Genomic DNA, 24,391 nt, shown 5'->3' on the forward strand with positions numbered 1-24,391 from the left:
CCTGGTGCTTGCCGGAACCAATAACCGAGACGAGTTCGTTGAGGGACGTGATGAGGATGCGCCAGAGTCAGGTTCGTCGCCGACCGGCAAAGAGGCCGGTCGCACCCGCACTGGACCTTCGCACGCCGTCGGGGCGACAGCTGCCCTTTTGAAACCCACAACAGGAGCGCCACCTGAGAGGTGCACGATGTGCAGTCACTACCCGCTTTGTCCCACCGCCGACTCACCTGACCGTGAGGCTTCCCACGTGATCTCGGCTCACCCTGATCAGGGCTGGAGCCTGCTGTGCAACGGCGTGGTGCTGTTCGAGGACACCGGGTTGCTCCTTCCCGACGGCTCCGTCGTCGCGCCCCACCGCGGTCTTGTGGCCGCCTGAGCGTCACCTGACCAGTGCCACGTGAGTGTCACTTGACCAGTGCCGCTTGAGCGTCGCCTGACCGGTGCCGCCCGAGCGTCACTTGACCGCCGGTGCCGAGCGGCCGGAGACGGCCCACCTGGCACCCTTTCGGCGACCGGTTCGCGAGAGCGTCAGCGGCGGCCGATCGACAGGACCGGCCCGGTGCGATCGGTGAAGAAGTCGTCACCCTTGTCGTCGACGACGATGAACGCGGGGAAGTCGACCACCTCGATCTTCCACACCGCCTCCATCCCCAGCTCCGGATATTCCAGGACCTCCACCTTCTTGATGCAGTCCTGGGCCAGCCTGGCCGCGGGCCCGCCGATGGACCCCAGGTAGAAGCCTCCGTGCTCCCTGCAGGCGTCGGTCACCTGCTTCGACCGGTTGCCCTTGGCCAGCATCACCATCGAGCCGCCGGCGGCCTGGAAGCGCTCCACGTAGGAGTCCATCCGCCCCGCGGTCGTGGGGCCGAACGAACCCGACGCGTAGCCCTCCGGCGTCTTGGCCGGGCCCGCGTAGTAGACGGCGTGATCCTTCAGGTACTGGGGCATCTCGCCGCCCGCGTCGAGCAGGTCGGCGATCTTCGCGTGCGCGATGTCACGGGCGACCACGAGCGGGCCGGTCAGCGAGAGGCGCGTCTTCACCGGATATTTCGACAGCTCGGCCAGGACCTCCGGCATGGGCCGGTTGAGGTTGATGGTGACGACGTCGTCCGAGAGGTGCTCATCGGTGGTCTCCGGCAGGAAGCGCGCCGGATCGGTCTCCAGCTGCTCCAGGAAGACGCCCTCGGGCGTGATCTTGGCCAGGGCCTGCCGGTCGGCCGAGCAGGACACCGCGATGGCCACCGGGCAGGACGCGCCGTGCCGGGGCAGCCGGATCACGCGTACGTCGTGGCAGAAGTACTTGCCGCCGAACTGGGCGCCGATGCCGAGCTTCTGCGTCAGCTCGAAGACCTTGGCCTCCAGCTCCAGGTCGCGGAAGCCGTGCGCGGAGGGGGAGCCCGAGGTGGGGATCGAGTCGAGGTAGCGGGCGCTGGCGTACTTGGCCGTCTTCAGCGCGTACTCGGCCGACGTGCCGCCGACCACGATCGCCAGATGGTACGGCGGGCAGGCCGCGGTGCCGAGCGAGCGGATCTTCTCCTCCAGGAAGGCCAGCATCCGCTTCTCGTTGAGCACGGCCTTGGTCTCCTGGTACAGGAACGACTTGTTGGCCGATCCGCCGCCCTTGGCCATGAACAGCAGTTTGTACTCGTCCGCGTGGCCGTAGGGGTCCTCGGCGTAGAGCTCGATCTGGGCGGGCAGGTTGCTGCCGGTGTTCTTCTCCTCCCACATGCTCAGCGGCGCCATCTGCGAGTAGCGCAGGTTGAGGCGCGTGTAGGCGTCGTAGACGCCGCGCGAGATGTGCTCGGCGTCGCGCCCGTCGGTGAGGACGTGGCGGCCGCGCTTGCCCATGACGATGGCGGTGCCGGTGTCCTGGCACATGGGCAGCACGCCGCCGGCCGAGATGGAGGCGTTCTTCAGCAGGTCGAGCGCGACGAACCGGTCGTTGCCGCTGGACTCGGGGTCGTCGACGATCTTCCGCAGCTGGGCGAGGTGCGAAGGACGGAGGAAGTGGGAGATGTCGTGGATCGCGGTCTCGGTGAGCAGCCGCAGCGCCTCGGGCTCCACTTCGAGGAAGCTGCGCCCGGCGGCCTCGACCCGCCGCACGCCGTCCGGCGTGATGAGCCGGTATTGCGTCTCGTCGGCCCCCAGCGGCAGCAACTCGCTGTAATCGAACTCGCCCATGATCCTCCCCATTCGCCGCACAGAGCCTATCTTTTCTACCAGTCTTTTTTACGGCCAGCCCGGTGGGCCCCACCCGCCGACCGTGGCCGGGCCCTGTCCAGGGACACGCTCCTCCGGTGGAGGTGGCGGGCCGCCGTGACGTGCGCGACGTCGGCCATCTGGGTGGTCTGTGCGGCGGCGTTGGCCGTCTGGGCGGTCCGTGAGACGGAGTCGGCCTTCTGGGGGCGGGCTGTCAGCTGACGGGGACCGGTTCCCGGTTCCTCGTGGTGGTCAGCCCGACCAGGATGCCCGCGATCACCAATGAGGCGCCCAGTAGGTCGAAGACCGTTGGGGTGGCGATGCCCAAAGCCAGGCCGGTGGTGATCGCCCCGACCGGGATGAGGCCGGCGAACAGGCCCGCGTGGCCCGGGCCGAGCTTGGGCAGTGCGGTGTACCAGAGGAAGAAGGCCAGGACGGTCACCACGACCGCCAGGTAGACGAAGCCGAGGGCCTGTGCCGTGGTCGGTGTCTTGAGCATGCCGGTGCCCTCCTTGACCAGGCCGATCGTGGCCAGCATGGGGACGGCCAGCACCGTCGAGTACGCCGACAGCCGGATCGCCCCCAGCTTCGGCAGCAGCGGGATGGCCAGCATCGAGAAGCTGACCTCGCCCACCAGCGCGCCCAGCGACCACAGCAGGCCGGGTAGGTCGCCGCTGCCGAGCCCGGTGGCCAGCGTCGCACCGGCCACCACGACCACCGCGCCGGTCAGCAGCCGGGGCGCGGGACGGCCGCCGAGCAGCGCCAGGGCGAGCGGCACGGTGCCCAGCACGGTCCCGACCAGGGCGGGGCCGGAGGTGCGGGTCGACTCGATCACGCACATGTTGAACAGCACCAGCCCGAGCAGCGTCAGGCCGACGAGCAGCAGCGTCTCGCGCCGCGTCAGCCGGACGAACCGCAGGCCGAGCGCCCGGATCACGACTAGCCAGATCACCGCCGCGACCAGGTAGCGCACCGCCTGCCCGCCGTACACGGGGTAGTCCTGGATCAGGCCGGACACGCCCGCCAGCGTCCCCACGAGGAACATGGCGGCGGCGGCCCCGGCGACTCCGCTTCTCATAAAAAGGAGACTAGGGACACAATGGCTCATAGCAGCAGTCCAATGTTCCGCTAAAAGGATGGACCAATGTGGCTGACCTACATGTCCCGATAAATCGGGATCAAGGGGGCATCGCCGGGCAGATCGCGGCGGAGATTCGCGCGTCCATCCGGCATGGCCGCCTCACCCCGGGCACCCGGCTGCCCGCCAGCCGCGACCTGGCCACCGACCTCCAGGTCTCGCGGGGCGTCGTGGTCGAAGCGTACGAGCAGCTGGTGGCCGAGGGGTTCCTGATCTCCCGCGTTGGCGCGGGCACCCAGGTGGCCCCCACCTCGGCTCGCTCGGCGATGGACGTGGTCCCCGCGAATGGCCCGGTCTACAGCCCTCACTACGGTCACCGCCCCACCTCTCCCGACCTCGGCTGCTTTCCCCGGGAGCGCTGGCTGGCCTCCGTACGCCATGTGCTCACCACGATGCCCTCCGACGTGTTCGACTACGGCGACCCCGGCGGCGTCCTTGAGCTGCGCGACGAGCTGGCCGGTTACCTGCGGCGGGTGCGGGCGGCGGACATACGCGCCGACAACCTGGTGATCGTCGGTGGAGTGGCCCAGGGGATCAGCCTGGCGCTCCACGTGCTCACCCAGGGGACCGGCGGCCTGCGGCTGGCCGTGGAGGACCCGAACAGCCACCGCCAGGTCCCCCTCCTCCTGCGGGCGGGCGCCGAGCTCGTCCCCGTCCCGGTGGACGACCAGGGCCTCGTCGTGACGGAGCTGCGGGCGCGCGGAGCTGACGCGGTCCTGATCACCCCCGCCCACCAGTACCCCACCGGCGTCGTGCTCTCCCCGGCCCGGCGGGCCGCCCTCATGGAGTGGGCCGCCGAGAGCGGCGGGGTCGTCCTGGAGGACGACTACGACGCCGAGTTCCGCTTCGACCGCGACCCCGTCGGCTGCCTGCAAGGCCTCGCCCCCGCCCGGGTGATCCTGTCCGGCAGCGTCAGCAAGGCGCTGGCCCCCGGGCTGCGGCTCGGCTGGGTGGCGGCCCCCGCCGAGCTGGCCGAGTCCATGCGGCAGGCCAGAGGCGAGCTGGACCTGGGCTCGCCGGTCATCGACCAGTACGCCCTGGCCCACTTCCTGCGTACCGGCGGCTACGACAAGCACCTGCGCCGGATGCGCCGGGAGTACCGGCGCCGCAGGGACGCCCTGGTCAAGGCCGTGGACGAGCACCTGCCCGAGGTGCGCGTCCGGGGCATCGCGGCGGGCCTGCACGCCTACCTGGACCTGCCGCCGGGCTCGGACGAGGACGCCTTCGTACGGCCGGCGCGGGAGCTGGGCCTGGCCGCCGACCCGGTCGGCCCGACGCGTCTCACGCCCGGACCGCCCGGGGTCGTGGTCGGCTTCGCCCGCCTCCCCGCCCACCGCGCCGCGGCGGTCATCCAAGGCTTAAAGGTCAGAATGTCAGGACAAAATATTGACTGATGGAGAAGGTCTCGCTTAGAAAGAAAACCCCACCTCATTGGAGGCGCCATGCGCGTGGGACTGCTGGGCTTGGGCAGGATCGGCGCGTTTCACGCGGCCACCCTGGCCGCACATCCGCTGGTGGACGAGCTGATCGTCTCGGACCCCGTACGTGAGTCGCCGTACGGCAGGCCGGGAGACCCCTTCGAGGCGGACGCGCTGGTCATCGCCACCCCGACCGGCACGCACGCCGAACTTCTGCTGAAGGCGTGCGGGCTGGGCATCCCGGTGTTCTGCGAGAAACCGGTCGCGGGGAGCGTCAAGGAGACCCTGGAAGTGCTCGCGGCCAGTCAGGGCAACCGGGTGCAGATCGGCTTCCAGCGCAGGTTCGACCTCGGTTACGTCGACGCGGCGATGGCGCTGCGCGGCGGTGAGCTGGGGGAGCTGCACCGGGTTCACCTCATCACCGCGGATCCGGCACCGCCGCCCGCCGAGTACATCCCGCTGTCCGGCGGCATCTACCGCGACTGCCACATCCACGACTTCGACATCCTGCGCTGGGTGACGGGACGCGAGGTGGTGTCCGTGTACGCGACCGGCGCGAACCGGGGTGCCGCCTTCTTCGGCGCGGCGGGCGACGTCGACACCAGCGCCGCGCTGCTCACGCTCGACGACGGCACGCTGGGCACGGTGCAGGGCTCCCGCTACAACGGCGCCGGCTACGACGTGCGCATGGAACTGGCCGGCACCAAGGGCACCCGAGCCGTCGGCCTCGGGCCGCGCGCGCCCCTGAGCAGCTCAGAAGGCCTGCAACCGCCCGGGGAGCCGTGGCCCGACTTCGTCACCCGCTTCGCCGGCGCGTACGCCGCCGAGATCGACTGCTTCCTGCGCAGCGACGTGAGCCTCTGCTCCATCGAAGACGCCCTGGCGGCCCTGTACGTCGCCGAGGCCGCCGAGCTCTCCCGCCGCGAGCACCGCCCTGTCGAGGTCGCGGAGGTGGCGTCATGAACCTGGCCATCGGCGTGGAGGTAGCGCCATGAACCTGGCTGGAGCGCCCATCTCGTGGGGTGTGTGCGAGGTGCCCGGCTGGGGCTTCCAGCTTCCGCCCGAGCGGGTGCTCGCCGAGATGCGCGACCTCGGTCTCACCGCGACGGAACTGGGCCCGGACGGTTTCCTGACACCCGCCCTCATCGAGGAGTACGGCCTGAGCGTCGCGGGCGGATTCGTCCCCGTGGTGCTGCACGATCCGGGTCACGACCCGCTCCCCGGTCTGCCCCCCGACCCGCCGGGCATGCTCGTGCTGGCGGCGGCCACCGGCGCCGACGGCTACGACACCCGGCCGCCCTGGCCGCCGCCGACCCCGGCCGCGTCGCGCACGTCCACCTCAAGGACGTCGACGCCTCGCTCGCCCGGCAGGTCGCCCGCGGCGAGCTCACGTACACGCAGGCTGTGCGCGCGGGCGTCTACCGGCCGCTCGGGCAGGGCGACGTGGACATCGCGGGCATCGTCTCCGGCCTCGAGGGCAGCGGCTACCAGGGCTGGTACGTCATGGAGCAGGACGTGGTCCTGTCCGGCCCGGGGGACGAGCCGGTCCACGACGTACGGCGGAGCCTCGCCTACCTAGGGGTTGGCTGACCGTCATGCGATCTCTTTGACCCGCCGCGGCTCGAAGCCCCTGGCCAGGACGATGATCCCGGCGGACAGCACCAGCGGAGCGACGAACGCCACCTGCATGTCGCTGGCGCTGGCGATGCCGCCGACCAGCGCCGCGCCCACGATGAAGCCGACGTAGTTGAACATGTTGACCCGCGCGATGGCCACCCCCGTCCCCGCCGGGTCGAGCCGTCCGGCCGCCGAGAACGACTGCGGCGCGATCACCGACAGCCCCACCCCGGTCAGGCCGAACGCCAGGATGGCCAGCGGCTGGTTGGGCGCCAGGACGATGCCCAGGAAGCCGAGGGTGGCGATCGCGCCGCCGATCCTGACGATCGCCGCCGGTCCGTACTTCCTGACGGCGACGTCGCCGCCGAGCCTGATCAGCAGCGTGGTGGCCTGGTAGGCGGCGTAGGCCAGCGGGACGACCGCGGGGGTCGCGGCCAGCACCTGCTGCATGTAGACGGTGCTGAAGTTGGAGACCGAGGCGTCCCCGACGTACAGGAAGGCCATCGCCAGGCAGAGCGGGATGATCGGCTTCCACGGGAACCCGCCGGCGGCCGTCGCGGCGCTCTCCTCGACCTTCTCCTCCTCGATGGTGCACAGCCGCGGCCCGGCGTACAGGGAGCCCGCCACCGCCACGACCATCGGAACCGTCATCGTGACCAGCAAGGGAAGCTCGGCCGCGACCGACGCCCAGAGCGCTCCGGCCGTGCTGAACACGCTCCACATGCAGTGGAAGCCGTTCAGCACGGCCCGCCCGTAGCGACGTTCGACGGCCACGCCCTGCATGTTGATGCCCGCGTCGACCGCGCCGAGCCCGAGGCCGAACAGCAGCAACGCGAGCACCAGCAGCGGCACGCTCGGCGCGAGGGCGATGAGCACCACGGCGACGGCCACGACCGGCTGCGCGAGACGGAGCAGCGGCTTGCTGCCCCTTCGCGAGGCGAACCAGCCGGCGCCCACGCTGCCCAGCCCGGCGAACACCGGCACGATGAGCAGCAGGATCGTCAGGGCGCCTTCGTCGAGCCGGTGTTTGGTCTGCAGGTTCGCGACCTGGGCGAGCAGGGTGATGAACGAGAGGCCCTGCACCGCGTACACGACGAACGTGGCTGTACGGGCCTGGCGATCACGAGGAGTCGGCACGGCGGCCTCCTGATGGGGGGAACGTGAGGCTGGGTCAGGTTAGCCGCTTGGCCAGCTCTTTCGCCACCATCCCACGGCCCTGTGACGGTGGTGGCTCGTGGATCAGCCCAGCGCTCGCCGTACGAGATCATCGCTGAGCTCGCGCAACCGCTTCCGCGCCGCGAGATCGTATGCCTGGGCGTCGGCCCGGCTCTCCCGCAGCCCGTTGAAGTAACGCCCGCTCACGCCGTCGAGCCCGTCGATCAACTGCCGCGTCGCCGCCACGCCCTCGTCGACCGTGCTCATCACGGGTGCGCCCGCCTCGCGGACCATCGTGGTGTCCATGTACGTGGCCGGGTGCAGGGCGTTGACCGTCACACCCTGCCCGGCCAGTTCCTCGGCCAGGTCGAAGGTGAACATGATCTGCGCGAGCTTGCTCTGGTTGTACGCGCGCTGACGCCCGTAGCCGTGGGTCAGCATCGGGTCGGCGAAGTCGATCGCCTGCTGCCCGGCCGAGGCGACGTTCACCACCCTCGACGGCGCCGACTCGCCGAGCAGCGGAAGCAGCCGCCGGGTCAGGTGGTATCCGGCCAGGTAGTTGACCGCGAAGCGGAGCTCGATGCCGTCCTGGCTCTCCGCGCGGCCGGAGCCGGGCGGACCACCGCCCATCCCGGCATTGTTGACCAGCACGTCGAGCCGGTCGAACCGATCGAGCACCTCATCGGCCAGCCGGTCCACCTGGCTCAGATCGGCCAGGTCGGCCAGCACACCCTCGGTGGTACCGCCCGCCTCGGCTCCCACTCGCCGTACCCGCTCCGCGTCAGCCCGCGCCTGCCGTACCCGCTCCGGGTCTCGTCCGTGCACGATGACGCGGTCGTCGGCGGCCAGCCGTCGCGCCAGCTCCCGCCCGAGTCCATCCGTCGCGCCGGTGATCAGGATCGTCCTCATGCCTTCAGCCTGCCCCCTCCGTCGACGGTCAGCACGGTTCCGGTGACGAAGGAGTTGCCCACCACGTAGGCGATCGTCGCCGCCACATCCTCCGGCCGGCCTACCCGGCCGACCGGCGAGCTCCCCGCCGCGTGGGCGAACAGGGCCTCCCGCGCGTCGTCGGAGAGTCCCGACCACCACTCGGTGTCGATCACGCCGGGGGAGACGGCGTTCACCCGGATCGGGCCCAGCTCGACCGCCAGGCCGGGCACCGCGGCCTCGATCCCGCCGTTCACCGCCGCCAGTGCGGAGACGCCGGGGAAGGCCGAGCCCGCCGACGCCGCGGTCACGAACGTGATCGAACCCTCGGGATCGAGTACGTCCAAGGCGGCCTGCGCGGCCAGCAGATGCGGGATCAGCTTGTTCTGTACGGCCTCGACCAGCGCCTCCTTCGTCAGTGAGCGCAGCGGCCCGGCGGGCCCGCGGCCGGTCACGGTGATGATCAGATGGTCGACGGCACCGGTCCTGGCGAAGAGATCGCGCATCGCCTCGGTGTCACGGGCATCCACGGCCTCTCCCGAGGCCCGGTCACCGAGCAGCTTCACCGCGGCCGCCACCCGCTCGGCGGACCGGCCGGTGATGACCACCTCGGCGCCGTCGGCCGCCAGCCGGGCCGCCGTCGCCAGCCCGATACCCGTGGTGCCGCCAATGATCACGACTCGCATCGTGTTTCCTCCTAATTCAAGACATCTTGCCTCGAAACTATATCGAGGCATCGTGTCTTGTAAAGTGGCGGGCATGGTAGGCAGACCGCGTAGCGAGGTGGCCAGGAAGGCGATCCTCAAGGCCGCGCTCGACCTGTGCGAGCGCGACGGATACCCGAACGTCACCCTGAAGGGCATCGCCGCCGCGGCGGGCGTCGGCAGGCAGACCCTCTATCGCTGGTGGCCGACCAGGCGCGAGGTGCTGCTGGAGGCGATGACCGACCTGGTGGGCGCCGAGATGCGGCCGCCGCCCGTCAGCGGCGACGCGGGCGCGGACCTGGTGACGTTCTTGCGCGAGACGTTCGCGGTGGCGCATGGCGTGGCCGGGCGGGTGGTCGTGGGTCTCATGGCCGACGCCCAGGCCGATCCCCAGTTCGGCGCGGAGCTGCGGGCCAAGCTCATCGGCCCGCGCCGGCAGGCATTGCGCTCGGTGCTCGAGCGCGGCGCGCTCCCCGCCGACGTGGACGTGGAGCTCGCGGTCGATCTGATCTTCGGCGCCATGTGGTACCGCCTGCTCAACCGCCACGCCGAAGTCGACGAGGCACTCGCGGAGGAGATCGCGGCCCTGGTCGCGCGGCTCGGCTGACTCTTGGCTGACTTTCGGGGCACTTTCGGCTGGCGCGGCGCCGGAGGCGCGAGCGAAGTGGCCGACTGCCGGATATCGTCAGAAGTGTGAATGAACGCCCGGGATCCTGGTTGCCGCGCCTGCAAGAAGTCGGAGAACGGCTGGCCGAGGAATGGGTCTCGGCACGCCGTCCCAAAGAAGATGACAGCGCCCCGCGCCCGCACGAACTACGCGCATCCGACGAGGATCGCGAGCGGTTCGTCCAGGTGCTCCAGGACGCCCACGCCGACGGCCGCCTCATGCTCGACGAGCTGGAGGAGCGACTCGGCGTCGTCTACTCGGCCCGGACGCTGGGCGAGCTCGCCGCGGTGACGGCCGACCTGCTGCCGGCGGAGCAGCAGCCGCTGAACCTCGACGGCAGGCCGGTGTCGGCGTTCTTCAAGCAGGAGCAGCGCGGCGGACGCTGGGTGGTGCCCGCCGAGCTGAGCGTGACCACCATGTTCGGCACCACCAAGCTGGACTTCCGCGAAGCCATCCTGCAGAACCGGCGCATCGTGATCAACGCGACGCTGGTCTTCGGCGGCCTGGAGATCCACGTGCCCGAGGGCCTCGAGGTGATCCGCGTCGCGAAGGGCAGCACGGTCCGGCTGACCAAGCAGCCGACCGAGCCCGGAGCGCCGGTGGTCGAGGTACGCACCACGAACTTCGCGGGTGACGTCAAGGTCAAAGAGCCGCCCCGCCGCAAGCGCCGCCGCTGATCCCTATCCCTAACCGGCCCCTATCCGGCCGTGTCGAAGTTGATCGCGCTGTAGGCGCGCAGCTTCGTGAGCTGGTGCTCGCTGTCCACCTTGCGGATGGTGCCGGAACGCCCGCGCATCACCAGCGAGTGCGTCAGCGCCACCCCGCCCCTGAACCGTACGCCCTGCATGAGCTCGCCCTGCGTGATGCCCGTCGCCGCGAAGAACACATCCTCCGAACGCACCAGGTCGTTCGTGGTCAGCACCTGGCCGAGGTCGTGCCCGGCGTCGAGCGCCTTCTGCCGCTCGGCGTCGTCGCGCGGCCACAGCTTGCCCTGGATCACGCCGCCCAGGCACTTGAGCGCGCACGCGGCCACGATGCCCTCGGGGGTGCCGCCGATGCCCAGCATCAGGTCGATGCCGGTGTCGGCGCGGGCCGCCATGATCGCGCCCGCCACGTCGCCGTCGACGATGAACTTGATCCTCGCCCCGGTCTCCCTGATCTCCTTGACCATCTGCTCGTGCCGCGGGCGGTCGAGTACGACCACCGTCACGTCGGAGGACGAACAACCCTTGGCCCTGGCGACCGCCCGGATGTTGGCGGCCACCGGAGCCTCGATGTCGACCACGTCAGCGGCGTCGGGGCCGGTGACCAGCTTCTCCATGTAGAACACGGCCGACGGGTCGTACATCGAGCCGCGCTCGCTCACCGCGATCACCGACACCGCGTCCGGCATGCCGAGCGCCGTCAGCCGGGTGCCGTCGATCGGGTCCACGGCCACGTCGCAGTCGGCGCCGCTGCCGTCGCCGACGCGCTCGCCGTTGAACAGCATCGGAGCGTGGTCCTTCTCGCCCTCCCCGATGACCACCACCCCGTTCATCGACACGGTATTGATCAGCTGGCGCATCGCGTTGACCGCGGCGCCGTCCGCGCCGTTCTTGTCGCCCCTGCCCACCCAGCGGGCCGCCGCCATCGCGGCCGCTTCGGTGACACGTACGAGCTCCAGGGCCAGGTTGCGATCAGGGGCGCGCTCTCCCGTGGCCAGCGCTGGGGGTACGGACGTCTGATCGGACATGATGAAGGGCCTCCTCGTGGACAAACTGTCTCGATCGTAGTTGTCCCTGTATCCCCGGTCAGCGGAGGATAATGTGCCTGCCATGAGCAGCGATGTGGAACAACCGGCGACAGCCCGCACCTCCGGGCGAGGCGCGGCCACGCGCAGCGCGCTACTCAAGGCCGCCAGAGACGTCTTCGTGTCCAAGGGCTTCGCCGAGGCCGGAGTGACCGATGTGGTGGCCAAGGCCGACGCCAGTGTGGGCAGCCTTTACCACCACTTCTCCGGCAAGGCCGACCTCTATCTCACGCTGTTCGAGGAGTGGCAGGGCAGACAGGCCCAGCGGACCAAGCAGGCCGCCCGCGAGGCTCGCGCCGAAGGAGAGAACGACCCGATGCGGGTCTTCATCCGCGCCGCCCGCGCCTACCTCGACGGGTGCATCGAGGAACGGGAGCTCGCCGCGCTGTTCCTGCGCGGCGACGGGCCGCCCGGCTTCGAGCTCGTCATGCGCGCCCGCCTGCGCAAGTGGGCCGAGCGCAACGCCGCGCTCTTCGAGGACCAGGGGGCGCTGGTGGTCGTCCTCACCGGCGCGCTGGCGGCCGCCGTCTCCGAGGTGGTGCTGTCGGACGACCCCGGGCTGGCCGAGGACGTCCTCGCCATCATCGGCCAGATCCGCCCAGCCACTTCGTCGGGCGGCACCACCAGCGGGTAATCTCGCCAGTTGTGCGACGGTTCACGGAAGGTTTCTACGGCTACGCGGTAGCCCTGCTCGTCTGTCTCGTGGGGATAGGGCTGTTTCTGCTGGTCACGCCGCAGAGCCGGGAGGAGCACATCCCCAAGCTCGACTACTCCATCACCGTCGCCAACTTCGGGCATGACGTGCCCTACCAGGTGTGGGCGCCCGCGAAGGACCCGGCGGGATGGGTCCCCAACAGCAACAAGATCGCCAAGGGCTCCGGCGGGGCGCGGGTTCTCTACCTGGGCTATGCGACGGCCAAGAGGCAGCACGCCATGTTCGTGCAGAGCGACGAGAAGCCGGCCGCCGGGTTCGCCGACCGGATGGCCAACTCCAACCGGGCCGTGGGCACCCAGCAGGTGGCCGGGCAGCCCTGGGAGCAGCGCTTTCGCGAGGACAAGAAACAGCGCTCGCTGATCCGCGTGCTGCCGGAGGTCACACTGGTGGTCACCGGTACGGCCGACTGGACCGAACTGGGCGAACTGGCCGCCACCCTGCAACAGCGACCCAAGGCGACAAGCTGACCCGCACCTCCGACCGGGAGGTGGTGGGCCGACGACCTGCGGCTCCGACCGGGAAGCGGTGGGCTGCAGCGTGGCGACGGGCTGACGACCCCGTACCTCCGACCGGGACGCGGCGGCCGGAGGCGAGGGGCTGAGCCGCTCGTCGCCGGGTCTCCTCGGCGGGCCAGGGCGCGGGATGTCGGTGCCTGACTCTAGGGTGGTGCCCGTGGCAGAAGAGAAGGCACCCTCATACGAGCAGGCCCGCGAGGAGCTGACCGAGGTGGTGCGCCGCCTGGAGACGGGCGGGCTCACCCTGGAGCAGTCGATCGAGCTGTGGGAGCGCGGCGAGAAGCTGGCCGCCATCTGCGAGGAGTGGCTGCAGGGCGCCCGGGTGAAGCTCGCCGCCGCGATGGCCCGCCGCGCCGACCCCACCACCCAGTCGGACGACGCCCCGTTCTAGCCGCTGATGCCCGTCAGGCGGAGCGGGTGAGGGCCACCACCGGGATGCGGCGGGTGGTCTTCTCCTGGTACTCCGCGAAACCCGGGGCGATCGTGACCACGTGGGCATAGAGCCTGTCGCGCTCTTCCTCGCCCACGACCTCGGCCGTGAGCTCGTACGTCTCCGTCCCGATCTCGGCGGTCACCTCGGGGTTGGCGACCAGGTTGTGGTACCACGCCGGGTGGCGGTCCGCGCCGGCGTACGAGGCGATGACGATGTAGCGGTCACCGTCCTCGAAGTACATCACCGGGCTGGTCGTGCGCTTGCCGCTCTTGGCGCCCGTGGTCGTGAGAAGCACCAGGTTGGCACCCTCGAACATGCCCCCGACCTTGCCCTTGTTGGCGCGGAACTCGGCGATGATCTGCTCGTTGAAGTCGTTCGCCATGATCGCTCCTCGAATCGGAAATTTCTCCATTTATGGCAGCCAAAGCCTAGCCGGAGATATTTCCGTTTACCACGTTTATGCTCAGTCTGTGTGCGAGCGTCGATCACTGCCGATCATCGGGCAGCCCCAGCCCGAACGGGCTGACGCGGCGCGCAACAGGCAGAAGATCATCGAGGTGGCCGCCAAGATGGTCGCCGACGGATGTGTCGGCCGGCTCTCCCTCGACGAGGTCGCCCGTGAGGCGTGCGTGGGGGTCGGCACCGTCTACCGTCGCTTCGGGGATCGGGCCGGGCTGGTGCTGGCGCTGATCGACGATCGCGAGCGGCGCTTCCAGGAGGACTTCCTGCGCGGGCCGCCGCCGGTCGGGCCGGGCGCGCCTCCTGCCGAGCGGATCAGGGCGTTCCTGCACGCGCTGATCGATCGGGTGGTCGAGCAGGTGGACCTGTTCCTGCTGCTCGGGCCGCCGACCGCGAAGCTCAGTGGGGCGTACAGGGCGCATCACACCCACCTGGCCGGACTCCTCGCCCAGGTACGCCCGCAAGGCGCGAACTTCCTGGCCGACGCGCTGCTGGCGCCGATCAACGCCCACCTGCTCCAGTACCAGCGGGACGAGCGCGGCATGTCGATCGAGGAGATCAAGGCCGGATTCGACGCCCTGACCCAGACGATCAGAACATGAGGCAGGGCGGGTCACCCTCCGAAGCCGGCTCAGGAGGCGGTCTCGTCGGCAGCCTTCTTGCGGGGCTTGCGGGTTTTGGTGGGTTCTTCCGTACGGGTGGGGTCTTCCGTACGGACGGTCAGGCGGTCGTCGCTGAGCCGGATCGTCAGGAGGGAGCCGGGGGCCACGTCCTTGGCCAGCCGGACGACCTCCCCGGACGGATCCTGGACGATGGCGTAGCCGCGTTCGAGCGTGGCGGCGGGTGAGAGGGCGACGAGCCGGGCGCGGAGGTGCGACAGCGAGTCCTCCGCACGGTCGAGCGAGCCGCTCAGCGAGCGCCTGGCCCGGTCGCGCAGCGCCTCGGCCTGCTCGGCCCGGCGTTCGAGCTCGCGTACCGGGTCGGCCAGCGAGGGCCGGGAGCGCACTGACGTCAGCCAGGACATCTCCCGGTCGAGCCAGCCGCCGAGCACCCTGCGGCCCCTGTCGCGCAGCTGGCGTACCAGCGTGAGCTGCTCGCCCACGTCAGGCACCACCTTCTTGGCGGCGTCGGTCGGGGTCGAGGCCCGCACGTCGGCCACCAGGTCGAGCAGCGGACTGTCCTGCTCGTGGCCGATCGCGCTCACGACAGGAGTGCGGCAGGCGGCCACGGAGCGCACCAGCGTCTCGTCGGAGAACGGCAGGAGGTCTTCCAGGGAACCGCCGCCACGGGCGATGACGATCACCTCGATCTCGGCGTCCGCGTCGAACTTGCGCAGCGCCTCGGTGACCTCGCCCACGGCGTACGGGCCTTGGACGGCTACTTCCTCGACCTTGAACCGCACGGCCGGCCAGCGGCGCCTGGAGTTTTCGAGTACGTCGCGCTCGGCCGCCGAGTCGCGGCCACAGATCAGCCCGACCGTGCCGGGCAGGAACGGCAGCCGCCGCTTCCTGTCGGCGTTGAACAGGCCCTCGGCGGCCAGCAGCTGGCGCAGCCGTTCGAGCCGCGCGAGCAGCTCGCCCACGCCGATCGGCCTGATCTCCAGCGCGGTGAAGGCGAACGAGCCCTTGTTGACCCAGAAGTCGGGCTTGACGTGCACCACGACCCGCGCGCCGTCGGCCGGGCGGGGCATGGTCGCCTCGTAGACGCCGCGCGGGGCGGTGACCCGGGCCGACACGTTGGCCACCGGGTCGCGCAGCGTCATGAACACCGTGCCGCCACGCGCGCTCAGATCGGTGATCTGGCCCTCGACCCAGACCGTGCCCAGCTTGCCGATCCAGCCGCCCACCATCTGCAGGACGGTACGGATCGGCAGCGGAGACTCGGGCGAGGTCTTCGAGGTCATGGCGGAAGACTACGGTGCCAGGACGACTTATTCCCCGGCCTGCAGCTTGACCAGGCGGTTCTCGTACATCCGGACGACCTCGGGCCGCCCGCTCGTGGCCTGCTCGTACGCGATGAGCTCGGTGATCTGCTCGGCCGACTTGCCGCGCATCCTGGCGCGCAGGGAGGCGACGGTCAGCTCGGAGTAGCCGGGCAGCGGCTCGGCCAGGTCGGCGGCGACCTTCGTCTCGGTGGCGGTCACCGTCTCCGTGGCGGCCTTGGCCTTGGGGGCGGCCTTCGGCTTGGCGGCGGCGCGCGGCTTGGCAGGGGTACGCGGCTTGGTGGCCCGCGCGGGCTTGACCTCGATGGGCTCCGGCGCGACGACCGGCTCCGCCCCGGCCACCGGCTCGGCGGCGACAGCGGGCTCGACGGTGGCGGCCTCAGGCTCGGGTGCGACCACGGGCTCGACGGTGGCGACTTCGGGCTCGGGTGCGACCGCAGGCTCGACGGTGGCGACTTCGGGCTCGGGTGCGACCACGGGCTCGGGTGTGACCACGGGCTCGACGGTGGCGGCCTCAGGCTCAGGCGCGATCTTGGGCTCGGTCGCGGCCACCGGCTCAGGGGCGACGGTCGGCTCGGGGGTGGTCACCGGGGCGGGTGCGGCGGCGGTCTCGGTGGTGGTGGCCTCGGGCTTCGGCTTGGCCGCCGGGGCGAAGATGACCGGGTCCGGCTTGGTCTTGGGGGAGCCGTTGGACGCGGGGGTGTCGGACGGCGTGGGGCGCGGCGCGAAGATGACCGGCTCCTTGCGAGCGGGCTTCGCCACCTCCTCGTCCGCGGAGGCGGGCGTCACCTGGTCGGCGGCGGACGGGCGGGAGTCGTAGTCCGCCTCCTTGTCCTCCTTGCCGCCGATCCCTCTGATCGAGTTCTTCATCCGGTCGACGAGCAGCAGCGCCTGACCGGCCGCGCTCAAAGTGGTCTGGATCACGAGGAGCGGAAGGTCTTTGGCCTTCTCCTTCAGCTCGTCCTTGTTGGTGATGGTCTTCGTGATGTTGCGTATCACGTCGCTGAGGGACATGACGTCTCCCTGGGAGGTCTGTATTGGACGGCCAGTCTGGCACGGCGGGCAACCACGCACGCGCGGGCCTGTCGGCCGCTCCACGTAGCATAAGAAGTATGGAGCCCCAGACCCCCACTTCCCGCCGAGTCCTCGTTGCCCGGCCACGCGGCTACTGCGCCGGAGTCGATCGAGCCGTGGTGGCGGTCGAGAAAGCCCTGGAGCAGTACGGCGCGCCCGTCTACGTGCGTAAGCAGATCGTCCACAACACGCACGTGGTCAAGACGCTGGAGGCCAGAGGCGCGATCTTCGTCGAGGAGACCGAAGAGGTGCCCGAGGGCGAGATCGTGGTGTTCTCGGCCCACGGTGTCTCGCCCGCGGTGCACGACGAGGCCAGGCAACGCGGATTGCGCACGATCGACGCTACCTGCCCACTGGTCACCAAGGTGCATAACGAGGCAAAGAGGTTCGCCGGTCAGGAATACGACATCCTGCTGATCGGGCACGAGGGGCACGAAGAGGTCGAAGGCACCGCCGGTGAGGCGCCCGACCACATCCAGCTCGTCGACGGCCTCGACTCCGTCGACCGGATCCAGGTCAAGGACCCGTCCAAGCTGGTCTGGCTGTCACAGACCACGCTCTCGGTCGACGAGACCAACGAGACGGTGGCCAAGCTCAAGGAACGCTTCCCCACGCTGATCGACCCGCCCAGCGACGACATCTGCTACGCGACGCAGAACCGCCAGGTCGCGGTCAAGGAGATCGCCGCCGAGTCGCAGCTGGTCATCGTGGTCGGGTCGGAAAACTCCTCCAACTCCAAGCGCCTGGTCGAGGTGGCCAAGGACTACGGTGCCGACGCCTCCTACCTGGTCGACAACGCCACCTTCATCCGTGACGAGTGGCTGGAGGGCGTGACCACGGTCGGCGTGACCAGCGGCGCCTCGGTGCCGGAGGAGCTGGTCGCCGAGGTGCTCGCCCGGCTGGCCGAGCACGGGTTCGACGACGTCGCGGAGGTCGAGCCGGTCCACGAGAGCGTGCGCTTCGCCCTGCCGCACGAGCTCCGCAAGGACCTCCGAGCCTCCTGACCTCGAGGGCGCGCGAAGCCGGCCTTCCCGGGCCCGGCCCGGTCAGCGCCCGGCAGCCAGGTCAGTCCTCGGTGCGCGCCGTGCCGTACACCTTGGGCTCGAAGTAGCCCTCGGGCTCCGGCACGAACGACTGGCGCGGGCGCGGCGCTTCGGCGCCCGCCCGCAGCTCCTCGCGCAGATCCCGGACGTTGTCGCGCAGCCCGCGACGCCAGGCGACGACCAGCACGATCGCCGAGCCCGCGAACAGCCAGGGCGCCCCGCGCGACAACGAGCCGAACAGGCCGAGCGCGAGCGACTGCACGATCGACACCGAGCCGAACGCCCGGCCCAGCTCGACGAAGAACGTCGCGACGAAGAACACCAGCGGCGGCGTCACCACCAGCGACAGCAGCTCGCGCGGGTTGACCAGGAGCACGCCGAGCAGGCTCGCCACCACGAACACCGGCCCGACCACGATCGGCAGGTCGATCACGGCGGCCACGACATAGGCCGCCAACGTGGCGATCAAGGCGAGCGCGATGGCACCGCGAGCGGTCAGCCTGACAGCTGATCGCTTGCCTCTCTCACTCATTGGCCCCCGCCCCCTTACTGCGACCCGTTGGCCAACTTACCGTTCGCGTGCGAGATCAGAGACGAGGTTTCCAGCAGTTCGGGCGAGGCCAGCGGCCTGGGCAGGCCCTCCAGCATCTCCGGAGCGTCGAGTTCGCCGTCGACGACGCCCAGATCGTGCAGCTTGCGCGCGCTGACCAGCACGCGGCTTTCGAGCGATCCCACAGTCTTGTTGTACGCCTCGACGGCCCGGGTCAGGGACTTGCCCAGGGACTCGACATTCCTTCCCAGCGACGAGAGCCGCTCGTACAGCTCCTTGCCCAGTTCGAACACCGCGCGCGCGTTCTCGCTCAGCGCGGCCTGCTGCCAGGCGTACTGGGCGGTGCGCAGCATCGTGATCAGCGTGGTCGGGGTGGCGATGTGCACGCGGCGCGTCATCGCGTACTCCAGCAGAGCCGGATCCCGCTCCAGCGCGGGCGCCAGGAACGCCTCGCCGGGGATGAACAGCACCACGAACTCCGGCGACGGGTTGAACCCCTGCCAGTACGTCTTGGCGGCCAGCCGGTCGACGTGCTCGCGTACGTGCCTGGCGTGCGCGTCGAGCCGCACGGTGGCCAGCGACTCGTCGGACGCCTCCGCGGCCTCCAGATAGGCGGCCAGCGACACCTTGGAGTCGATCACGATGTTCTTGCCGCCGGCCAGCCGCACGATCATGTCGGGCCGCATGGCGCCCTCGGTGACCTGCTCGTCGAAGTCGCAGTAGCGCTGCATCCCGGCGATCTCGGCGACCCTGCGCAGCTGCAGCTCGCCCCACCGGCCACGGGCCTCGGGCCGTTGCAGCGCCCGGACCAGCGCCGTGGTCTGCGAACGCAGCTCCACGCTGCTCTGCCGGACGAACTCCATCTGCTTGGCCAGCTCGGCCCGGCCGGCGCGCTGGGCCGACTCGGTGTCGCGCAGCTGGGCCTCCACCCGCGTGAGCGCGTCCTTCAGTGGTTCTACCAGATGCTCCACCGCCTGCCTGCGCTGGTCGAGGTCGCCGCTGGCCTCGGCGCGGCTGGCGGCCAGCCGCGTCTCGGCCAGCTCCAGGAAGCGGAGGTTGTTGACGTCGAGCGCCCGGGTGGACAGCGCCTGGAAGCGCTCGGCGAGCTGCTCCTCGACGTAGACGAGCTTGTCGGCGGCCGATCTGGCCTTGGCGTCGGACTCGGCCATCCGCACCGCCGCCCGGGTGCGGGCGATCATGAACCCGATGGCCAACCCAACGGCGAGGCCGATGAGAAGCGAGACGACATCCACTCCTTCGCTATCCACTCCAGCGATGATTGCAGGTCATTGATCGCGGATCTCTCCGACACGCTTGGGCATTCCGCTTGTGCGCCTCATCATCGGTCACCCACAGTACTTGTATGATTACCCGATGGCGGCCGACGCTGTCGCTCGTGGCGGCGCTAGCCGTGGCGGCCGGCGTGGTCGCGCTGGCGGTGGTGGTCGTCCGCGCCGGCTCCCCGCGCCTGGTCGCCGCCCCGAACCCCCGGCCGGCGCTGCGGTGGGAGGCCGGCGCGTGCGTACGCCGATCCGCCGAACGCTACGACCTGACGCCCTGCAACGGCGGCGACTCCGAGGTGGTCGCCGTGTCCACCGACCCGCCGGGGCCGGGCGCCTGCCCCGACGACGTCGACGACGTCCTGCGCATCGACGGAGGGCGCGCCGCCTGCGTACGCAACTTCCTCGAACCGCACCCCGGCGCGCCGGGCGGCGGCGGGGGCGTGCTCAGGCCGGGCGACTGCGTCGCGCTCGACGGCCGCGAGCGGCCGTGTTCCGGGTCCGGCTGGTACGGCAGAGCCGTCGCCCTCGTCCGTACGCCGTCGAGCTGCCCCGCGACCACGCTCGACACGCTCACCTTGGACGGTCCGGCGCCCGGCACGCCGTCCGGCGGCGCCGTGATCTGCCTGGGCCGCGGCGGCAAGGTGCTCGGCCGGGGGATGTGCGTGGCCGAGCCGGGGCCCGGCGCGGTGACCAGGTCGGCGATCGACCGGGTCGCCTGCGCGTCGCCGAGGGCCTGGGCCCGGGTGACCGCCTTCGCCGAGTCCGCCGCGAGCTGCCCGGGCAGCTCCGAGCGCTACCTGGAGGCCCGGGGCGCGTATCGGCCCGTGACCTGCCTGAGTCTTGTGAGCAAGTAAACTCGGCGAACGTGAGCCTCTCCATCGGCATTGTCGGTTTGCCCAACGTCGGCAAGTCCACGCTGTTCAACGCGTTGACCAAGACCGGCAACGCCCTAGCCGCGAACTACCCGTTCGCCACCATCGAGCCCAACGTGGGCATCGTGGGCGTGCCCGACGACCGCCTGCCCAAGCTGGCCGAGATCTTCTCCTCGGCGAAGGTGCTGCCCGCCAAGGTGGAGTTCGTCGACATCGCCGGCCTGGTCAAGGGCGCCTCGGAGGGGCAGGGGCGGGGCAACCAGTTCCTCGCCAACATCCGCGACACCGACGCGATCTGCCAGGTGATCCGGGTCTTCACCGACCCCGACGTCACGCACGTCGACGGCGAGATCTCCCCCAAGCGCGACATCGAGACGATCAACACCGAGTTGATCATGGCCGACCTGCAGACCGTCGAGAAGGCCGTGCCGCGCCTGCAGAAGGAGGCGCGCCACAACAAGGACAAGAAGGCCGCGCTGGAGGCCGCTGAGGCCGCCCTGGCCGTGCTCGAGACCGGCAAGACCATCTTCGAGAGCGGCCTCGACCGCGAGGAGCTGCGCGAGCTCCACCTGCTGACGGCCAAGCCGTTCCTCTACGTGTTCAACCTCGACGCCGACGAGCTGATCGACGCCGCGCTCAGGGAGCAGCTGTCCACCCTGGTCGCCCCGGCCGAGGCGGTCTTCCTCGACGCCAAGATCGAGTCGGAGCTGGTCGAGCTCGACGACGAAGAGGCGCTGGAGCTGCTGCAGTCGGTGGGCCAGGAGGAGTCCGGCCTGTCGCAGCTGGCGAGAGTGGGCTTCGAGACGCTCGGCCTGCAGACCTACCTGACGGCCGGGCCCAAGGAGACCAGGGCCTGGACGATCCGTAAGGGCGCCACCGCGCCCGAGGCCGCCGGCGTGATCCACACCGACTTCCAGCGCGGCTTCATCAAGGCCGAGGTCGTCTCGTTCGACGACCTGGTCGAGGCGGGCTCCATCGCCAGCGCCCGCTCGGTGGGCAAGGCCCGCATCGAGGGCAAGGACTACGTCATGCGTGACGGCGATGTCGTGGAGTTCCGCTTCAACGTTTGATTTCTGACGTTTCGGATGAGTTCCTCACCGATCCGAACCCGGCGATGCGGCTCGGCGTCGTGTCCGGGCGGCGGGGCGAGGATCGCGCTCCTCGGTGAGGCCCGCACGGCTTCCACCCCGACCTGGTCGACCTGGCGGACCGCCGTGACGACTTCCTCCTGGTCGATCTGCTCACCCTCTATGGCGGCCGACTCCAAGAGCGGCCGGTCTTCGGACAAGGCGAGCGGGCAGCCGAAACCACAGCTCAGCGTGAAGATCGCGCTTCGATCGCAGGTGGACGAACCGCGGCCGGGAGTTCCGCTACAACGGTTGATCCCGGGATAAGTGAGTTGTCAACCACTTTGGGCCCCTACGCGTCGAATTGTCACAGCGTTTACGCTGACTCGGGAGGGCCCTCATGATCCGTCGCATCATCCGGAAACGACGTCCCGCACCTTCACTGGCGGGCATCAGCCTCGAAGAGGAGCTCGCACTGTTGCGGGTCGAGCTCATGTACGGTCTGCGCGTCAATCGCGAGGCGTACTTGCGCAGGAAAGTGGACGAGCGCGAAGAGCTCGCCATGCGAGTGCGTGGGCAGGACGCCGCCACCATGCTCGAAGGCCTGCGTGGCTCGCTGGAGCGGTCGGTGGCGCCCACGGTGGTCGATCTGCGTAGCAGGAGACAGCGCGACTTGGGACAGGACCCAGAGCCTGCCTGAGGGCGCGCCACGCACCAGGCCGCAGGCCCCCTCACGGGCATGCGGCCGTTCGCGTGTTATACCAATTTCGCAGGTCAAAGAGAGTCCATGGCTGGTTTGGACAGGAATCCGTGGCCGCAGGGCTATGCCATTACCGGCCTCTGGCCTGGTCAAATGCCCATTTGGCAGGGGAAGTGACAAGAGTTGGCACTCCAGCGTGGCATACACAACCTGGTTTGCCCATGGACAGCGATGCCTGCAGCATGGGCGTGGCTTTCCTGGAACAATGGCGGAGACCGGTAGGGTGACTGCTTCACCGCGGATGATGGGGATCGGCAACGGACGACACCGCGCCAGCCCGGGGGATCGGCGCGAGCGGAGGCGTGATGGCTCGTAGGTCAACCGTCCAGCAGGGTCCTCGGATCCCTGGCGACCCCGAGCTTTCGGCACGCCATGACATAGCCGACTTCGACGTGTCGCCTGCCCGCAGGCCGCGTCGTGGCGGCTGGTCTGGTGCCGGCGGGAGATGGCTGGTGTGGACCGGCCGAATCGTTCTTTGGGCGCTTATTGTAGTTATCGTGGTCAATGGGGTGCGTGCCCCATTTGAGAGGTTTACCCAGAGTGGCGCGGCGGCTCCGAATGAGACGCCCGTGGCCAATCACGGATTCCCGGCCGACCGCGGCATGGCGTTCGCGGCCCAGTTCGCCGGCGTCTATCTGAATTTCACTCCCGCCGACGCGCCGAGCAGGGCGGGCAAGCTGGCCGCGTTCCTGGCGGACGGCATGGATCAGCAGATGGGCTGGGACGGCAACGGCAAGCTGGCCGCCGTCGCGATCCAGCCCTACGACATCGAGGCCACCAGCGCCAGCGACGCGATCGTCACCGTGGCCTTCCAGTCGGGCTCCCGCCGGATGATGCTGTCGGTCCCGATCTACTACTCGGACGACGGCGGCGGCAGGTTCGTGGTCTCCGGCCGTCCTGCCATCCTGCCCGCGCCAGGCCGGGCGGATCTGCCCCAGCTCGCCAAGCCCGAGAACGACGACGCCGTCGCCGCCGAGCTCAAGCCGCAGCTGGAGGACTTCTTCAAGAACTACGGCTCGGGCGACACGACGGGATTGCAGCGTTATGTCGCCGCGGGCAAGAGCATCGCGAGTTTCGGCGGCGCCTTCACCTTCGCCGAGCTCAAGGACATCGTGGTGCCTGTGGGGGGCGCCACTCGAGAGATCCAGGTGGTCGTGGTGTGGAGCGTGCCGAGTGGCGCGACGCCGTCGGCCGATCCGAACGCCACCGACGCCAATGCGGCCGGTGCCCGCCTGGAGCAGGCATATCGCCTCACCGTCGAGAAGCTGGGCGACAAATGGTACGTCGACGACATCCGCGGTGCCGGTCGGGCCGTTGGGTAGACGCACGAACGCCCTGTTGATCGGTACCCCCGGGAGGACAAAGAAGTGATCTTGAAAACGATAGTGCTCAACCTGATCGAAATGACGCCAACGCCCGCCCCCACCGGCATCGACTCCGAGGGGCTCGCCAACTTCCTGCGGGCCTTCTTCGCTCCGCTCTTCCTCGTCGTGGTCTCCGTGGTCGCGCTGTTCTTCCTCTTCACGCGCGAGATCACGAGGTTCGTGCAGTTCCTCATCCTGGCCATCGCCATCGGCGTGATCTTCTACGTGCCCAACATCATTGAGGTGACGGCGAAGGCGATCGCGGGAGCACTGGGCATCAAGTAAAGGATTGAGACCGCTCAAGGGCGGTCATTGTACGAGCGGGTGGAGAGGAGGACCGCGTGGACCTGCCCACGTATACCAATATCTGGCGAATTGAGAAGCGGCTCTACAAGCTGTACGACCTGCGGCTGCCGATGCCCCTCCCGATCGTGTGGATCGGCGTGTTCGTCGGCGTCCTGGCTCCATGGTCCCTGCTCCTCATGCTCCTGCACATCCCTTTCGCCGCACCATGGCACGTGCTTTACCTGGTGCCACCGGGTGTCGTCACCTGGCTGTCCACCCGCCCGGTGATCGAGAGCAAGCGCTTGACCGAGCTCCTGCAGTCGCAGCTGCGCTACGTGGGCGAGCCGCGCGCCTGGTGCCGGATGGCGCCGACTTCCGAGCCCGAGATGGTCACCTTCGCCGGACGCGTCTGGCG

Annotated in this window: 28 protein-coding genes; 17 read left to right on the forward strand and 11 right to left on the reverse strand. The window is 69.8% G+C overall.

Features of this window, described 5'->3' with window-relative positions:
* Window positions 1-187: 187 nt before the first annotated feature.
* Complete coding sequence (locus AB0B61_RS52105) at window positions 188-376, forward strand: DUF5999 family protein (RefSeq protein ID WP_214639679.1); 189 nt, start codon at window positions 188-190, stop codon at window positions 374-376.
* A 152-nt stretch (window positions 377-528) separates the two neighbouring features.
* Here the strand turns inward: AB0B61_RS52105 and AB0B61_RS52110 are convergent, their stop codons facing one another.
* Together AB0B61_RS52110 and AB0B61_RS52115 are read right to left on the reverse strand one after the other, a co-directional pair.
* The gene (locus AB0B61_RS52110) at window positions 529-2,181 is read right to left on the reverse strand and encodes a fumarate hydratase (RefSeq protein ID WP_358448808.1); all 1,653 of its coding nucleotides are present in this window, start codon (window positions 2,179-2,181) and stop codon (window positions 529-531) included.
* A gap of 232 nt (window positions 2,182-2,413) precedes the next feature.
* Window positions 2,414-3,277: a DMT family transporter gene (locus AB0B61_RS52115; RefSeq protein WP_358448810.1), complete on the reverse strand. Its 864-nt coding sequence runs from the start codon at window positions 3,275-3,277 to the stop codon at window positions 2,414-2,416.
* Window positions 3,278-3,345: 68 nt separating this feature from the next.
* Here AB0B61_RS52115 and AB0B61_RS52120 point away from each other — a divergent pair, with 68 nt between their 5' ends.
* The 3 genes from AB0B61_RS52120 to AB0B61_RS52130 all read left to right on the forward strand — a co-directional run bounded on the left by AB0B61_RS52120 (window position 3,346) and on the right by AB0B61_RS52130 (window position 6,345).
* Window positions 3,346-4,731, forward strand: a complete 1,386-nt coding sequence (locus AB0B61_RS52120) for a PLP-dependent aminotransferase family protein (protein WP_358448812.1) — start codon at window positions 3,346-3,348, stop codon at window positions 4,729-4,731.
* 48 nt (window positions 4,732-4,779) lie between these two features.
* Window positions 4,780-5,718 (forward strand): Gfo/Idh/MocA family oxidoreductase, encoded by a 939-nt coding sequence (locus AB0B61_RS52125; RefSeq protein ID WP_358448814.1) that lies wholly within the window; start codon window positions 4,780-4,782, stop codon window positions 5,716-5,718.
* A 63-nt stretch (window positions 5,719-5,781) separates the two neighbouring features.
* Window positions 5,782-6,345: a TIM barrel protein gene (locus tag AB0B61_RS52130; RefSeq protein ID WP_358448816.1), complete on the forward strand. Its 564-nt coding sequence runs from the start codon at window positions 5,782-5,784 to the stop codon at window positions 6,343-6,345.
* Between the two features lie 3 nt (window positions 6,346-6,348).
* On the opposite strand, the gene AB0B61_RS52135 is transcribed toward AB0B61_RS52130, so the two are convergent.
* The 3 genes from AB0B61_RS52135 to AB0B61_RS52145 all read right to left on the reverse strand — a co-directional run bounded on the left by AB0B61_RS52135 (window position 6,349) and on the right by AB0B61_RS52145 (window position 9,140).
* Window positions 6,349-7,509, reverse strand: coding sequence for an MFS transporter (locus AB0B61_RS52135; RefSeq protein WP_358448818.1), 1,161 nt, complete (start codon window positions 7,507-7,509; stop codon window positions 6,349-6,351).
* A gap of 102 nt (window positions 7,510-7,611) precedes the next feature.
* Window positions 7,612-8,436, reverse strand: coding sequence for an SDR family NAD(P)-dependent oxidoreductase (locus tag AB0B61_RS52140; RefSeq protein ID WP_358448820.1), 825 nt, complete (start codon window positions 8,434-8,436; stop codon window positions 7,612-7,614).
* Window positions 8,433-9,140 (reverse strand): SDR family oxidoreductase, encoded by a 708-nt coding sequence (locus tag AB0B61_RS52145; protein WP_358448822.1) that lies wholly within the window; start codon window positions 9,138-9,140, stop codon window positions 8,433-8,435. The genes AB0B61_RS52140 and AB0B61_RS52145 overlap by 4 nt, the downstream gene beginning before the upstream one ends.
* A gap of 73 nt (window positions 9,141-9,213) precedes the next feature.
* Here AB0B61_RS52145 and AB0B61_RS52150 point away from each other — a divergent pair, with 73 nt between their 5' ends.
* Complete coding sequence (locus AB0B61_RS52150) at window positions 9,214-9,765, forward strand: TetR/AcrR family transcriptional regulator (protein ID WP_358448824.1); 552 nt, start codon at window positions 9,214-9,216, stop codon at window positions 9,763-9,765.
* An 86-nt stretch (window positions 9,766-9,851) separates the two neighbouring features.
* Window positions 9,852-10,502: a DUF1707 domain-containing protein gene (locus AB0B61_RS52155; protein ID WP_357651747.1), complete on the forward strand. Its 651-nt coding sequence runs from the start codon at window positions 9,852-9,854 to the stop codon at window positions 10,500-10,502.
* A gap of 20 nt (window positions 10,503-10,522) precedes the next feature.
* Here AB0B61_RS52155 and glpX read toward each other — a convergent pair whose 3' ends face one another.
* Window positions 10,523-11,557, reverse strand: a complete 1,035-nt coding sequence (gene glpX, locus AB0B61_RS52160; RefSeq protein ID WP_358448826.1) for a class II fructose-bisphosphatase — start codon at window positions 11,555-11,557, stop codon at window positions 10,523-10,525.
* Between the two features lie 82 nt (window positions 11,558-11,639).
* Between glpX and AB0B61_RS52165 the strand changes: the two genes are divergently transcribed.
* From AB0B61_RS52165 to AB0B61_RS52175, 3 genes are all read left to right on the forward strand, one after another.
* Window positions 11,640-12,248, forward strand: coding sequence for a TetR/AcrR family transcriptional regulator (locus AB0B61_RS52165; protein ID WP_358448828.1), 609 nt, complete (start codon window positions 11,640-11,642; stop codon window positions 12,246-12,248).
* Between the two features lie 11 nt (window positions 12,249-12,259).
* Complete coding sequence (locus AB0B61_RS52170) at window positions 12,260-12,796, forward strand: DUF4245 domain-containing protein (RefSeq protein ID WP_358448830.1); 537 nt, start codon at window positions 12,260-12,262, stop codon at window positions 12,794-12,796.
* A gap of 205 nt (window positions 12,797-13,001) precedes the next feature.
* Window positions 13,002-13,235: an exodeoxyribonuclease VII small subunit gene (locus AB0B61_RS52175; RefSeq protein WP_358448832.1), complete on the forward strand. Its 234-nt coding sequence runs from the start codon at window positions 13,002-13,004 to the stop codon at window positions 13,233-13,235.
* A gap of 13 nt (window positions 13,236-13,248) precedes the next feature.
* Here the strand turns inward: AB0B61_RS52175 and AB0B61_RS52180 are convergent, their stop codons facing one another.
* Window positions 13,249-13,659, reverse strand: a complete 411-nt coding sequence (locus AB0B61_RS52180) for a nitroreductase family deazaflavin-dependent oxidoreductase (protein ID WP_358448834.1) — start codon at window positions 13,657-13,659, stop codon at window positions 13,249-13,251.
* Window positions 13,660-13,747: 88 nt separating this feature from the next.
* Here AB0B61_RS52180 and AB0B61_RS52185 point away from each other — a divergent pair, with 88 nt between their 5' ends.
* Window positions 13,748-14,338, forward strand: coding sequence for a helix-turn-helix domain-containing protein (locus AB0B61_RS52185; protein WP_358448836.1), 591 nt, complete (start codon window positions 13,748-13,750; stop codon window positions 14,336-14,338).
* Between the two features lie 29 nt (window positions 14,339-14,367).
* On the opposite strand, the gene xseA is transcribed toward AB0B61_RS52185, so the two are convergent.
* Both xseA and AB0B61_RS52195 read right to left on the reverse strand, forming a co-directional pair.
* Complete coding sequence (gene xseA / locus AB0B61_RS52190; RefSeq protein ID WP_358448838.1) at window positions 14,368-15,639, reverse strand: exodeoxyribonuclease VII large subunit; 1,272 nt, start codon at window positions 15,637-15,639, stop codon at window positions 14,368-14,370.
* Window positions 15,640-15,666: 27 nt separating this feature from the next.
* Window positions 15,667-16,692 (reverse strand): hypothetical protein, encoded by a 1,026-nt coding sequence (locus tag AB0B61_RS52195; RefSeq protein WP_358448840.1) that lies wholly within the window; start codon window positions 16,690-16,692, stop codon window positions 15,667-15,669.
* Between the two features lie 98 nt (window positions 16,693-16,790).
* Here AB0B61_RS52195 and AB0B61_RS52200 point away from each other — a divergent pair, with 98 nt between their 5' ends.
* Window positions 16,791-17,756 carry a 4-hydroxy-3-methylbut-2-enyl diphosphate reductase gene (locus AB0B61_RS52200; protein WP_358448842.1) on the forward strand — a complete coding sequence of 322 codons (966 nt, stop codon included), beginning with the start codon at window positions 16,791-16,793 and terminating at the stop codon, window positions 17,754-17,756.
* A gap of 61 nt (window positions 17,757-17,817) precedes the next feature.
* Here the strand turns inward: AB0B61_RS52200 and AB0B61_RS52205 are convergent, their stop codons facing one another.
* Window positions 17,818-18,327 carry a DUF6542 domain-containing protein gene (locus AB0B61_RS52205; protein WP_358448844.1) on the reverse strand — a complete coding sequence of 170 codons (510 nt, stop codon included), beginning with the start codon at window positions 18,325-18,327 and terminating at the stop codon, window positions 17,818-17,820.
* Between the two features lie 14 nt (window positions 18,328-18,341).
* Complete coding sequence (locus AB0B61_RS52210; protein ID WP_358448860.1) at window positions 18,342-19,544, reverse strand: DNA recombination protein RmuC; 1,203 nt, start codon at window positions 19,542-19,544, stop codon at window positions 18,342-18,344.
* A gap of 164 nt (window positions 19,545-19,708) precedes the next feature.
* Between AB0B61_RS52210 and AB0B61_RS52215 the strand changes: the two genes are divergently transcribed.
* The 6 genes from AB0B61_RS52215 to AB0B61_RS52240 form a co-directional block, all read left to right on the forward strand.
* A complete protein-coding gene (locus tag AB0B61_RS52215; protein ID WP_358448846.1) occupies window positions 19,709-20,482 on the forward strand; it encodes a hypothetical protein in 774 nt (257 codons plus the stop codon).
* Between the two features lie 11 nt (window positions 20,483-20,493).
* A complete protein-coding gene (ychF, locus tag AB0B61_RS52220) occupies window positions 20,494-21,570 on the forward strand; it encodes a redox-regulated ATPase YchF (RefSeq protein ID WP_358448848.1) in 1,077 nt (358 codons plus the stop codon).
* Window positions 21,571-21,967: 397 nt separating this feature from the next.
* Window positions 21,968-22,267, forward strand: coding sequence for a hypothetical protein (locus AB0B61_RS52225; RefSeq protein WP_358448850.1), 300 nt, complete (start codon window positions 21,968-21,970; stop codon window positions 22,265-22,267).
* A 629-nt stretch (window positions 22,268-22,896) separates the two neighbouring features.
* Window positions 22,897-23,649, forward strand: coding sequence for a conjugal transfer protein (locus AB0B61_RS52230; protein WP_358448852.1), 753 nt, complete (start codon window positions 22,897-22,899; stop codon window positions 23,647-23,649).
* Between the two features lie 81 nt (window positions 23,650-23,730).
* Window positions 23,731-23,976: a hypothetical protein gene (locus AB0B61_RS52235; RefSeq protein WP_357652102.1), complete on the forward strand. Its 246-nt coding sequence runs from the start codon at window positions 23,731-23,733 to the stop codon at window positions 23,974-23,976.
* 56 nt (window positions 23,977-24,032) lie between these two features.
* Window positions 24,033-24,391: conjugal transfer protein (locus AB0B61_RS52240; protein ID WP_358448854.1), on the forward strand; the 359-nt coding region annotated here is incomplete at its 3' end.

It is taken from the genome of Nonomuraea sp. NPDC049158 (genome assembly GCF_040648335.1).
Taxonomy (GTDB): Bacteria; Actinomycetota; Actinomycetes; order Streptosporangiales; family Streptosporangiaceae; genus Nonomuraea.

What these genes read in the sequence shown, in the direction of transcription:
- AB0B61_RS52205 (WP_358448844.1), bottom strand. Translation starts at nt 18,327, where the DNA reads ATGAGTGAGAGAGGCAAGCGATCAGCTGTCAGGCTGACCGCTCGCGGT.
- AB0B61_RS52235 (WP_357652102.1), top strand. Translation starts at nt 23,731, where the DNA reads ATGACGCCAACGCCCGCCCCCACCGGCATCGACTCCGAGGGGCTCGCC.
- AB0B61_RS52225 (WP_358448850.1), top strand. Translation starts at nt 21,968, where the DNA reads ATGATCCGTCGCATCATCCGGAAACGACGTCCCGCACCTTCACTGGCG.
- AB0B61_RS52145 (WP_358448822.1), bottom strand. Translation starts at nt 9,140, where the DNA reads ATGCGAGTCGTGATCATTGGCGGCACCACGGGTATCGGGCTGGCGACG.
- AB0B61_RS52105 (WP_214639679.1), top strand. Translation starts at nt 188, where the DNA reads ATGTGCAGTCACTACCCGCTTTGTCCCACCGCCGACTCACCTGACCGT.
- AB0B61_RS52110 (WP_358448808.1), bottom strand. Translation starts at nt 2,181, where the DNA reads ATGGGCGAGTTCGATTACAGCGAGTTGCTGCCGCTGGGGGCCGACGAG.
- AB0B61_RS52125 (WP_358448814.1), top strand. Translation starts at nt 4,780, where the DNA reads ATGCGCGTGGGACTGCTGGGCTTGGGCAGGATCGGCGCGTTTCACGCG.
- AB0B61_RS52150 (WP_358448824.1), top strand. Translation starts at nt 9,214, where the DNA reads ATGGTAGGCAGACCGCGTAGCGAGGTGGCCAGGAAGGCGATCCTCAAG.
- AB0B61_RS52200 (WP_358448842.1), top strand. Translation starts at nt 16,791, where the DNA reads ATGGAGCCCCAGACCCCCACTTCCCGCCGAGTCCTCGTTGCCCGGCCA.
- AB0B61_RS52195 (WP_358448840.1), bottom strand. Translation starts at nt 16,692, where the DNA reads ATGTCCCTCAGCGACGTGATACGCAACATCACGAAGACCATCACCAAC.
- AB0B61_RS52215 (WP_358448846.1), top strand. Translation starts at nt 19,709, where the DNA reads ATGATTACCCGATGGCGGCCGACGCTGTCGCTCGTGGCGGCGCTAGCC.
- AB0B61_RS52165 (WP_358448828.1), top strand. Translation starts at nt 11,640, where the DNA reads ATGAGCAGCGATGTGGAACAACCGGCGACAGCCCGCACCTCCGGGCGA.
- glpX (WP_358448826.1), bottom strand. Translation starts at nt 11,557, where the DNA reads ATGTCCGATCAGACGTCCGTACCCCCAGCGCTGGCCACGGGAGAGCGC.
- AB0B61_RS52180 (WP_358448834.1), bottom strand. Translation starts at nt 13,659, where the DNA reads ATGGCGAACGACTTCAACGAGCAGATCATCGCCGAGTTCCGCGCCAAC.
- xseA (WP_358448838.1), bottom strand. Translation starts at nt 15,639, where the DNA reads ATGACCTCGAAGACCTCGCCCGAGTCTCCGCTGCCGATCCGTACCGTC.
- AB0B61_RS52140 (WP_358448820.1), bottom strand. Translation starts at nt 8,436, where the DNA reads ATGAGGACGATCCTGATCACCGGCGCGACGGATGGACTCGGGCGGGAG.
- AB0B61_RS52210 (WP_358448860.1), bottom strand. Translation starts at nt 19,544, where the DNA reads ATGATCGCCCGCACCCGGGCGGCGGTGCGGATGGCCGAGTCCGACGCC.
- AB0B61_RS52115 (WP_358448810.1), bottom strand. Translation starts at nt 3,277, where the DNA reads ATGAGAAGCGGAGTCGCCGGGGCCGCCGCCGCCATGTTCCTCGTGGGG.